Annotated in this window: 2 protein-coding genes; both read left to right on the top strand. The window is 68.5% G+C overall.

What is annotated here, in order from left to right; genetic code table 11:
- Positions 1 to 29 precede the first annotated feature (29 nt).
- The gene (locus ABD901_RS57190) at positions 30 to 11,363 is read left to right on the top strand and encodes a hypothetical protein (RefSeq protein WP_345144562.1); all 11,334 of its coding nucleotides are present in this window, start codon (positions 30 to 32) and stop codon (positions 11,361 to 11,363) included.
- A 307-nt stretch (positions 11,364 to 11,670) separates the two neighbouring features.
- On the top strand, positions 11,671 to 11,910 hold the full coding sequence (locus ABD901_RS57195) for a hypothetical protein (RefSeq protein WP_345144564.1): 240 nt from the start codon (positions 11,671 to 11,673) through the stop codon (positions 11,908 to 11,910).
- Positions 11,911 to 12,103 lie beyond the last annotated feature (193 nt).

Raw genomic sequence — 12,103 nt, forward strand, 5'->3', positions numbered from 1 at the left:
TTGGGTTGGTGGCGCCGGCGGGTGTTCGGGTGTCCGACGGCAGTGAGTTGGTCGGGCTGACCGGTGCTGATCCGGACCGTCAGCCGGTGTTCCGGGTTGCGGAGGGTGTATCCGAACCGGCGCCAGGTCAGCGCACCGCCCCCGACACACCCGCGATCACCGGCGAGGTTCCGGGATGGCACGGGCGGCTGACGTTGACGGATCCTGCTGTTCTGGAGTGGGTCGCCGAACTCGTTCACGAGACCGCGACGCGGTTGGAGACGGGGCCGGACGGGCCAGCAGGTGAGGCCGAACGAAGCCGCATGGTCGATCGGCTCGTAACACAGGTCGCCGAGCGGGTCGGCTTCCCGCCACCGCGGCTACTGGCCGGACCAGGCAACGGCGTGCGTTTCGACCATGCTCAGTGGACAGTCGTATTGGACAGGCTGCCCGAGACCGCGGACGCTCTGCTGTCGACGGTCATGCACAACCTTGTGCGCGCGGAGTTGTACTTTAGGGCCGGCGAGGACCTGGCCATCCGGGAGCCGACGGCCGATTCAGCGGATGCCACCACGGACGGATGGCCGGAGGTCGTCAAGGCCCGGGTCGCGATGCTTGATGCCGACGCCGCCAACGCTATCGAGGCATCCGCGCCGGCAATGCTGGCACCACTGGACTATGCCGTGCTGACGAAGGGTCTGGATCGGTTCACCTCGGCGGAACTGATGGTCATCGAACAGGGACTGCGGGACAGGGCGGGCAACGGCGAAGACGATGAGTCGGGCGCGAACGTTTCCGTGATGGCGGATGTGCTGGCACGTCACCGGTCGGATCGGGGCGTCTTCACCGACTTCGAGAACCAGGAGAACGGGCGCGCCTATCTGTCGCTCGCGATCGACATCGAGATCGCGGATGCCACCGTACATGGTGTTCAGCGCGTGGTCCGCGACAAGGTGAGCAAACATCTGCAGGCGGCACAGCGCATCGAACGCGGAGCCGAGTTGCCGACGGACCTTGTCGCGGCGATCGAAAAGCAGTTCGCCGCAGACGGCCTGACCGCTGACCTCCCGACCATCGCGGCCCGCAGCGGAGCATCCTATGTGGTCGGTGAAGGCGATCATGCGGTCGTGGTGACAGTGCGGGCGGAGGTTGGTCATCCGCCGCCCGGCTCGGTCGTCACACACAACGACGCCGAACGGACCACGGCCGCGGACACCCGGAACGCCAGCGCGACGGTCGTCAGTTCGAGCCATCAGGCTCAGACGTTCCGGGACCTTCCGCTCAACCTGCGTCCGCTCTTCGGCCTCGGCAAACTCCCCGTCCTGAAGACGATGTCGTTCCTGTTCGGCGGGGCCATCACGCACAACCAGTTCCGGCGTGCGGCAACGGTCGAGGTGGGTGTGAACGCGACGCAGTACCTCCGTACCAGGGAGCCACACTACGCGCACGAGTTCAGCGTGAAGTGGTTCGTCACAGTCCAATCTCCCGAGGGCGGGGACGCGGGTGTGCTCGACGGTGTGCCTCCGGACCCGGCCGTTGACCATGACCGGATCAGGCTCAAGCTGCCGCAGCACATCGTGACACCGCAGCGTTGGCGCGCGGGCATCGATCCGGCGCTACCAACCGCAGACGAACTGATTGCCGAGCCAGCCGTCGTCCTCGACACTGTGCAGGATCCCGGCAGCTTGTTGACTGACCTGGTCGCCCGGCTGCGGGAAACTGGACCGGACGGCAGCGCCGACGGTCGGAGGGTCTTGGCCGACCTCCACGTCGAGTCGCTGCGGGCGTTGACCCGTTTCGTGCACGCGTCGAACCTGCAGGGCGGGTTCGACCGGCTGCGGACCGACGGCCTGCTGTCGGATCCCTTGTGGACCTCCGACGGCCGGCCGTTGGGCATGGTGCGGTTGCGGGCCGAGGCCAAGCCCGTACGACAAGTGTCACGCACCCCGTCGAGGTTTGAAATGTACTTCCTGAACCGCCTGGGGGACTTCGGCTCCAGCGCATTGCGCAATGCCAGGACGTTCACATTCGCTCCGGGCTTCAGCTTTGCCAGCAAGTCCAAGCATCTGGACGATCTACGGAAAGCGGGGTCGTACCACCTGGGCGGTACTGCGTTGCAGGGCCGGTGGGGTTGGGGCAGCCGGCACTCCCAGGAGGGCGGCGGCCTTGCCTCGGTGATGCGGGGACTCAAATCAGAACGAGACGTCCTGGTGATGGACGCCGATGTCGTGTGGACAGCGACACTCGAGCGTGGACAGGCCGGCAATCCTGTCCGAGCGGAGTGGACGGGGACCTCCGACCAAGGGCAAGGACTGCGGCTTCGCTATGCACCGATGCCGCTGGAGGATGCCGACGAGACGGGGACGCTTGCCCCGGCCGATATCGACCGCGGCACCGGGTCGGGGTACTCCGTGCTGACCGGGTTTCGCATGGACACTCGCATCGCCCAGGAGCAGACGTTGGACGCCTCGCTGGCTGCAGAGTTACGCAGACAAGGTTTCCTGCCGAACGGGACCGACCCGACGGCGTTGCAGTTGCAAAACCTGCGGGAGTTCGAGGACGTTCGCTCGGCGTACGTCCGGGAGCAGAACTACGACGAGCTGATGGCCGACGGAATCTGGCTTCCGATGCTCCGGCCGACACAGTGGGGTACGGAGCGGGTGTTTGTGCGGTGGTGGGCGACGCGTGACGACACCCCGGCTGTCCACCGTGGACGAAGCGGCAGTCTGTCGATGTTCGCCGGCACTGAGCTGGACGCCGATGTGACCGGCTCGCTGATGGACACCGGCACACTGGAGGGCAGGCTTCAAGCCGACGTGTCGATCGGGCTGGGCCGCAAAGCGACCGCCAAGAAGGTTCCGTCGTTGTCGGCTACGGCCGCGCCGGTCGGGTACGGCTGGGAGTCGAACCGGACGATGTCGGTGGGTTCGTCGTTCGGCCGCGAGGTCATTATGGAATCCGATAGTGACGGAACCCTGCACGGATTCGACGTCGGGTTGCACGTGCACGCGGCGCTGTACTGGCCGGACTCCAACACGCCGGCGTGGGAGTACTCCAGGGGGCCCGCCGTTGCGCAAATGACCTATCAGCAGGCATCTGTCCGGGTTCTGGTGCCGCAGGATCGGGTGGAGCGGGCCCCGCAGGGGGCCGTGGCCGGCCAACGCGTCGGCCCCACCCTCTCGCCCGTACCCGTGACCCCGGAGCACCGACGGGCCCTCGAACGTGCCCCGGCCGGGCTGCTGCCGACCTTGCCGGGCGCGGTGCGGGTCGGCGGTTCGGCCGCGTTGAACGCGATGTTCCGGGACCTTCTCATCGCCGTGTTCGGCGGGCCGCGAGGAGCGTGGTGGTCGAGCCTGGTGGGCCCGAGCCCGGCCAGTGACGCCACGATGTCTGCTCAGATCCGGCGTCATTTCGTCAGCCCCACGCGGTTGCGAGCCAACCTCGACCAGATGCTGCGCGGGGTGCACTCCTCAGACCTGCTCTTCGAATCCGGTGCGATGCGCCAGGACGAGGGCTGGCTGGAATTGCGGGCATTTCAGCACGCGGCCCCCACATTCAAGACCAAGATGCCGCTGTACATCGAGGACTCAGGAGTCGTGACCGAGGCGGGCGGGCACGGCTGGCAGCACCGCGGCAGCTGGCTGGGCGACGTCTCCGTCGGCCCGGCCGTGACCGCGTCCCGTATCTGGTCGGTCGCACCGTCGGTGACCCTGTCCGGCTCCAGAGGGGAGCGGCGGACCGAGGGCGACATGATGAGCACCACCGATCTGAGGGTACTGACGACGTCGGAGGACATGTACACGATCACGATTCCGCTGACCTACATCGGCACGGCGCGCGGCGGTTGGCGGGCGCTGCCGCTGGCGCCTTTCACGCCTTTTGACCCGACCCGTCCGTCCTGGGAGCACAGCCAGGCGTTGGTGGTGGACGATGCGGTCGAGGCCTACGTCACGTTCCGGGAACTGTACGAGGTCTGGACCGCACAGGCGGCGGCGTTTCCCGACACACCGCCGGCCGACCGTATCGTGGGTCTGCCGCACGACGTACTGGCCCGGTTGCTGGAGGAGGAGGCGACACGCGGGCGGGACTCGGCCGCCCGAACCGCGGGGGAGCAACCGGTCGGCAGCTTGGACAACGCCGATCCGGCGGACACGTCCGACCCGGACCGGACCGTACGCTATCCGCCGCGACGGCTAGCGGCCCGGTTGGGCCTGGGTGAAGGCGTCGTCGTGGACGTCAGACAGATCCAGCCGTCCACCCCCGCACCCGCAGGCGCACCGATGCTGGGCACACCGACAGGCGGCCTGTTGCCGACGCATCACGCGTACCCTCCGCCGCCCATCGGCACGGGAACCGCCGGTGGTCCAGCGGCCGTCTGGGGCTCCGTGGCCGGCCGCATGTCGGCGATGTGGCAGACCGCGTCAGGATGGCTCGCGGCTACGCCTCCCACCAGCAACCTCGCCTCGGGACGCGCGTTGTACGAGTCTGGCCTCAACGCAGTGGAGGCCGTCGTTCCCGGCGTGACGATCCCGGGCTCCTCGACGTTCCAACCCGGCGTCCATCAGGCCATCGCGGACCTGTCCTCGCCGATGGTGTTGCGGGGGGCGGTCGCAGGCTTCTTCACCAGCGGCACCGCCACACCGGACGCCCCGGTGGACATGGTGTCGCTACCGTTTGTCACGACCCAGCACGGCGGGGCCGTACAGGGCGAGGTAGTGCTGTCGGTGCGTCCGGTCGATGGGTACCGCACATTCGACGAACTCCGGAAGGTCTTCGGCCGGATCGTCCACGGCGGGGGTCTGGAGGTCTATCAACAGGTGACCACCGCGCTGTCGAGGGCGACCTCGTTGCTGCGTGGGGGGACCCTCAGCGCCACGGCGCCGTTCGCGGTTCCGGGCCGACCGGACACCCTGCGCACGCATGCACCCGCGTTCAACGCTGTGGTGTCACGGTCGTGGTCACGCGATGCGACCAGCCGGTCGAACGAGAACGGGTTGGCGATCACGCGAATCAACGGTTCGGCCACCTTCGACATCCCGATGGAGGTGGCCATCACGGTCCGGACCACCCCGCTGGAGGCGTCGCCGTTGAACCAGATCGGGCCGAGAGCGGTCAGAGCACTGAGCGGATCGGCCCCAGCACCGGTGTGGATCCCGGTCGTGTCTACGGTCAACGTGCCCGAGAAGGACACCACCGTACGGCCGTTGCAGTCAACACCACCACACTGGCTGATCGAGCCGAGCGAAGGACCCGAGGAGATCCGTGCCGACGAAAATCTGACAGCGCCCCGAACCGGCGACGAAGCCGCACTGATGCCACGCGGCTACAGCCTGAGCTGGTTCAACGGACACCGGAAGTTGCGCACGGCGGCCAGCCGTGTGGTGCCCGGCACGATGGGGTCTCGGTTCGGGGCCGCGGAGGTTGATCGCTTCCTCGCCGGGACGGCCGCCACGACGGGACTCCGGCGGCTGTTCGACCACGGTGTGGTGCAGCGCACCTTCCTGATCGACCACGCCTTCGCCGGCGCCGAGTGGCAGGAGACGCTCCGCATCGAACTGCTAGCCGCGTCGGCGTGGGAACGGTCAACCGACCGGATCGAGCAGACCCGCACGTCGCCGCCCGACGCGATCGGCCGGCCCGCCACGCCCGAGCCAGACTTCCGGGTAGGCGAGGGGACCGCCGCCCAGCTCGAATTCGCCCGGTTCCGGTCGCTGCGCTCCGGTGCCGCCGCGTCGACGGAGCAGCACCTAGGTGTGAGCGTTCAGGCTGGCCTGAGCCGGTGGTTGAACCGGGCCGTCGTCGACCCCAAGTTCGGTAGCGCGCCCGGCAACATTTCGACGTTGAACGTCACCTACGCGGGTGCGGCCGCCACCGGTGGCGAACCGGCCGGACAGACCACGTCGAGCCGCGTCGCGGGCAGCCGCCGTACCCGCATCGGGGCGATCAAGGGCGTTGCGCCGAAAACCCCTGGTGACCCGACGGTGCTGGCCCACCGGAAGGTGGTGCTGCGTATCTCGGGCGAACGGTCGTCGCGGATCAAATGGCGCGGCATCACTAACGGCAATCCACAGTGGACAACCAAGACAACAGCGCCCCGGTACGTACGAGCCATGGTGGAAGCACGCATCCCCCAGTCCATACTCGACGCGGCGGCCGGGCCGGCGGCGCCCGCCCCGCCGGCCACGCCCGCCCAACCCGCCGACCCCCGACCAGCGCTACGCCGCCACGCCGAGATGCATCGTCGGGCGGGGCCGCCTAAGATCGTTGAAGAACCGCGCCAAATGCCCGTTGAACCTTCCCCGCGACCGCAGACGCCGCTCGAACCGCCCCCATCGCACCCCTCACACACGCCGCCAGCCCCGGCCGACAACCCGCGGACATCCACCGACCAAGCCTCGCCGGAGGGTGAGGTCGTCGTGCCGCAGCTGGTTGGTACCGGGCACGGTGGGGATGGTGCGGTTCCGCAGATGGCTGCCTCCGATGTGGTGGTGTCGGGGCCTGCCGTGGTGCCTGATGTTGAGGCTTTGCGCCGTATCGTCGATGAGGTCCACGATGCGGGAGTCGCGGCGGGTGTTGTCGATTGTGTGTCGTTGGTGCGGGGGTTGGCGGCGAGGTTGTATCCGGGGGTTGGTGTGAGGTTGTATCCGGGGGTTGTTCGTGTGTTGGGGGGTGGGCCGGCTGCGCGGGGGTTCGCGGGGGTTGATGATTCGGTGTTTGGTCGTGGTGGTGTGGCTGGTGTGGCGGCGTCGGTGCTTGCGAGGGGGGGCTGGTCGCGGGTTAGGTCTTGGCGTGGTTTGGTGGATGCGGTGCCGGTTGACGGGACGGCGCTGATTCTGGCCAGTTACAGTCATCGTCGTCGTGATCCGCGTGGTCATGCGTTGGCGATCCGGTCGATCGGGTCGAGTAAGTTTTGGGTGGATCCGCAGCGTAAGTCTGGTCGGGTCGTCCCGGCGGATGTGGATGTGATCGTGTCGGATTCGGCGTTGCTGTCGTCGGAGGCGTGGGCTGTGGTGATCGACGGCCGTGGCGAGGTGGTCGATCTGAGCGGCATGGTCGATCTGGGTGACCGGGTTGCGTCCGCCGGCCGTACGGTGGAGGCGTTGGTTGATCCGTCGCGTTACCACGATTTCGGGGCCGTGGGTATCGAGGTCGAGCAGCGCGAGATGGAGCTGGTGCGCCCCAGGCACCCCTACCGCATCGCCGGGAAGACGATGTTGGTGCGCAGTGCCGACGGTGTGATCGAGCTCGTCGCCGACACCGGGTGGGTGTACGTCACACCGGACGGACGGGTGCACGCGTCCAAACAGGGCAACGCCAGGCGCCGCAAAATGACGGTGCCCGAGGTGGTGCTCCGCGAGCCGTGGGGTCTGAACCGTGAGCCCCACCGGCGTTCCCGGGCCGAGCTGGCGGCGCGTGTCGATGCGGTCCTGGACCGGTTGGGCAGTGTTCCGCGGCATGAGACGTGGACCGGCGGCGAGAAGGTGACGCTGGGGCAGCTCTTCCCGGCACCGGAGTTCGAGGTGGCCGAGGGCTACCGGGACACCGAGGTCAGGCACTACCGCGGCATCTACTCCGGACGGGCGCTGTTTCTGCAGCAGACGGTGGGTGTGCCGGTCGCCGGAATCCCCGAACTGCTCGAGCACGTCGCCGACCAACTCGAAGACTCACGCAAGCCCAAGCAGCTGGACATCTGGGCAGCCGTGGACGCGGGGTCGGAGGTGGTCAGGCACTTCGCGGGCGTGGCTGCTCTCGCATCGGGGGATTTCTGGCTGCTCGACGTCGTCCCGGCGAACGCTGCCCTGCGCGGCGTGGTCGCGTTGGCCCACATCCAGCTGAACGCCGCACTGAGCTTCGCGGCGACCGGCGAGCGGTTCATCAAGGCCTACATGCCGGTCGCTGCGCGCCAGTCCTTGTGGGCGCTGGCCTTGGCACTGCCGGACGAGGCAGGTGCCTACCTGGCGGCGAACGCCGGCACGGTCCGCGCAATCCTGCAGCAGAGCCTCACCGACCACATCCGCAACCACGTCCGGACCATCGGTGGCAAGCTTGGCGTCGACCTGGACGTTCCGGACAACTTCTGGGCCGTCGAGCTCGCCGACGAGTACACCGGCGCCCGGATCGGCACGATCGGTGATGTGATCGACGACGTGCTGCACCCCCGGCCCAGGCACACCGGCCCCAGGGTGTCGCCGCAGCTGTTCGACATCGGGGCTGCCGATGTCGGTGCTGATGCGTTGGACGCGGGACGCGGCGGTGACCTTCCGCTCGCCGTGCTCGAGGTGCGGTTCTACGGTCAACGGCAGTTCCTCGACCGGGCGATGCTGAACGGGCGTGTCGAGCGGCTCTCCGGCGCGGTCGCCGCCATCGACGAGCGCGCCCACACCGCCCTCGCGGTGAGCGCCGACCCGGCCGCGGCTGTCGTCATCGACGCGCTGCGCGCCGCGGTGCGGGCGTCGGGGCCGCACCGCACCGCTGCCGTCCACGCCTTCGACGCGGCGCTCGACCGATACCTGAGGGCGCGTCCGGACCGCGCTCATGCGCTCGGCGAGCTGTTCGCGGGCCACCGTGCGTATCTGCGGGAGGTGCCGTTCCGTTACGGGTGGGTGGTGCGAACAGCGGCGTTCTCCGACTTTGTCGGCCTCGTCGAGCGTTCCCTGCTCGCGGCGATCGAGGTTGCCGCGACGCTGACCGGCGCCGGCGGCGGGCGCGTCGCTGGTGTGCCGTTCGGTTTCGACCTGGTGGCCGGTGAGTTCGATCGTCGGCCGCAGGCGGTGCTGCTGGCCGAGTATGCGGGTGCGGCGGGGGTTTGGCGGGTGTCCGGTGTCGCGGGGTTGACCGCTGCGTTGGCGGCGGCGCCGTTGCGGACCATGGTCGTCGCGCTGGCCGGTGCGCGGGCCTTCGTCATGGTCCGCGACGAGTTCGGGGTGTCCGTCATCGACGGGCGCACGGGGCGGACACCCGAATCGGTGCCGCTGCCGGACGAGGCGGTGCACTACGTCGTCGTCGGCGGCGCGTCCGCCCTCACCGTGCCCGGGGCGATCGAGGCGGCCCCGCCGCCCACCGCGGGGGAGGTCGCCACGTCGGTGCCGCGGGTGGTTGGTACTGGGCACGGTGGGGATGGTGTGGTTCCGCCGATCGTCGTCACCCCGCCAGGCGGAGAGGTCCCGCGATTGGTGATCACGCCGCCGGAGGTCGCCACATCGGTGGCGCGGGCGGTCGTCACCGGGCACGGTGGGGATGGTGCGGTTCCGCAGATGGCTGCCTCCGATGTGGTGGTGTCGGGGCCTGCCGTGGTGCCTGATGTTGAGGCTTTGCGCCGTATCGTCGATGAGGTCCACGATGCGGGAGTCGCGGCGGGTGTTGTCGATTGTGTGTCGTTGGTGCGGGGGTTGGCGGCGAGGTTGTATCCGGGGGTTGGTGTGAGGTTGTATCCGGGGGTTGTTCGTGTGTTGGGGGGTGGGCCGGCTGCGCGGGGGTTCGCGGGGGTTGATGATTCGGTGTTTGGTCGTGGTGGTGTGGCTGGTGTGGCGGCGTCGGTGCTTGCGAGGGGGGGCTGGTCGCGGGTTAGGTCTTGGCGTGGTTTGGTGGATGCGGTGCCGGTTGACGGGACGGCGCTGATTCTGGCCAGTTACAGTCATCGTCGTCGTGATCCGCGTGGTCATGCGTTGGCGATCCGGTCGATCGGGTCGAGTAAGTTTTGGGTGGATCCGCAGCGTAAGTCTGGTCGGGTCGTCCCGGCGGATGTGGATGTGATCGTGTCGGATTCGGCGTTGCTGTCGTCGGAGGCGTGGGCTGTGGTGATCGACGGCCGTGGCGAGGTGGTCGATCTGAGCGGCATGGTCGATCTGGGTGACCGGGTTGCGTCCGCCGGCCGTACGGTGGAGGCGTTGGTTGATCCGTCGCGTTACCACGATTTCGGGGCCGTGGGTATCGAGGTCGAGCAGCGCGAGATGGAGCTGGTGCGCCCCAGGCACCCCTACCGCATCGCCGGGAAGACGATGTTGGTGCGCAGTGCCGACGGTGTGATCGAGCTCGTCGCCGACACCGGGTGGGTGTACGTCACACCGGACGGACGGGTGCACGCGTCCAAACAGGGCAACGCCAGGCGCCGCAAAATGACGGTGCCCGAGGTGGTGCTCCGCGAGCCGTGGGGTCTGAACCGTGAGCCCCACCGGCGTTCCCGGGCCGAGCTGGCGGCGCGTGTCGATGCGGTCCTGGACCGGTTGGGCAGTGTTCCGCGGCATGAGACGTGGACCGGCGGCGAGAAGGTGACGCTGGGGCAGCTCTTCCCGGCACCGGAGTTCGAGGTGGCCGAGGGCTACCGGGACACCGAGGTCAGGCACTACCGCGGCATCTACTCCGGACGGGCGCTGTTTCTGCAGCAGACGGTGGGTGTGCCGGTCGCCGGAATCCCCGAACTGCTCGAGCACGTCGCCGACCAACTCGAAGACTCACGCAAGCCCAAGCAGCTGGACATCTGGGCAGCCGTGGACGCGGGGTCGGAGGTGGTCAGGCACTTCGCGGGCGTGGCTGCTCTCGCATCGGGGGATTTCTGGCTGCTCGACGTCGTCCCGGCGAACGCTGCCCTGCGCGGCGTGGTCGCGTTGGCCCACATCCAGCTGAACGCCGCACTGAGCTTCGCGGCGACCGGCGAGCGGTTCATCAAGGCCTACATGCCGGTCGCTGCGCGCCAGTCCTTGTGGGCGCTGGCCTTGGCACTGCCGGACGAGGCAGGTGCCTACCTGGCGGCGAACGCCGGCACGGTCCGCGCAATCCTGCAGCAGAGCCTCACCGACCACATCCGCAACCACGTCCGGACCATCGGTGGCAAGCTTGGCGTCGACCTGGACGTTCCGGACAACTTCTGGGCCGTCGAGCTCGCCGACGAGTACACCGGCGCCCGGATCGGCACGATCGGTGATGTGATCGACGACGTGCTGCACCCCCGGCCCAGGCACACCGGCCCCAGGGTGTCGCCGCAGCTGTTCGACATCGGGGCTGCCGATGTCGGTGCTGATGCGTTGGACGCGGGACGCGGCGGTGACCTTCCGCTCGCCGTGCTCGAGGTGCGGTTCTACGGTCAACGGCAGTTCCTCGACCGGGCGATGCTGAACGGGCGTGTCGAGCGGCTCTCCGGCGCGGTCGCCGCCATCGACGAGCGCGCCCACACCGCCCTCGCGGTGAGCGCCGACCCGGCCGCGGCTGTCGTCATCGACGCGCTGCGCGCCGCGGTGCGGGCGTCGGGGCCGCAGCGTACCACTGCCGTCCACGCCTTCGACGCGGCGCTCGACCGATACCTGAGGGCGCGTCCGGACCGCGCTCATGCGCTCGGCGAGCTGTTCGCGGGCCACCGTGCGTATCTGCGGGAGGTGCCGTTCCGTTAGAGCCTGATGGCAAAGGGAGTGCCCCCGGTTCCGTTGACTCCTGACCTGTTGCGTCCGGCCGGCGTCGTTGCAGGCCGCGCGTGGGCGGCGGCCCGTTCGGCGGTCGAGCATGCGCCGCGTGGCGTCGGCCACGGCCGCGGTAGTTTCACCGCAGCTTTGTGCGCTGCTGCGTGAAGAGGGGGAATGGGATGGTCGCGTACAGCCTGGTGGGCCTTCTCGATGAGGACGGCAGCACGTTCCGCTACCGGCGCGTCGAGTTGCCGTTCGGCCCTGACGATGCGATCGGGTTCGTGCGGATCATGTTCCGTTGGATGCGGGCGCCGACGAGGCAACCCTTAGCCGATTTCGGCTCCCCGACGAGCCGGCGCCGGGCCCCGGGCATCCGCACCACAACGTTCCGCCCCGGGTTCAGGCCGATCTACGCGCCGTCGTGCCCGCCGCGCAGGACGAGTGGCTGTACCTGTTCAGCCAGTACACCGACCAGCTCCATGTCTTCGAGGCCGCCGCGAGCGGCGAGTGGCAGCATCGCGGCACATACGATCTATGACATGGGCGATATCCCTCGCGAGCCGCAGCGCGAACTGGTGGGCCGCTACCTACGGCGCTAACAGACTAAAGATCTTTCGATTTTGCGGTGAGTCGTTGCGGGTCGATGCCGTTGGTGGGCAAGACAATCATGGTCATGCCTACAGCTGTGCGGTCGACAAGCCCGCGTCGTGATCCCGGTCGTGACGTGCATG

The organism is Dactylosporangium darangshiense (genome assembly GCF_039537565.1).
GTDB classification, from domain to species: domain Bacteria; phylum Actinomycetota; class Actinomycetes; order Mycobacteriales; family Micromonosporaceae; genus Dactylosporangium; species Dactylosporangium darangshiense.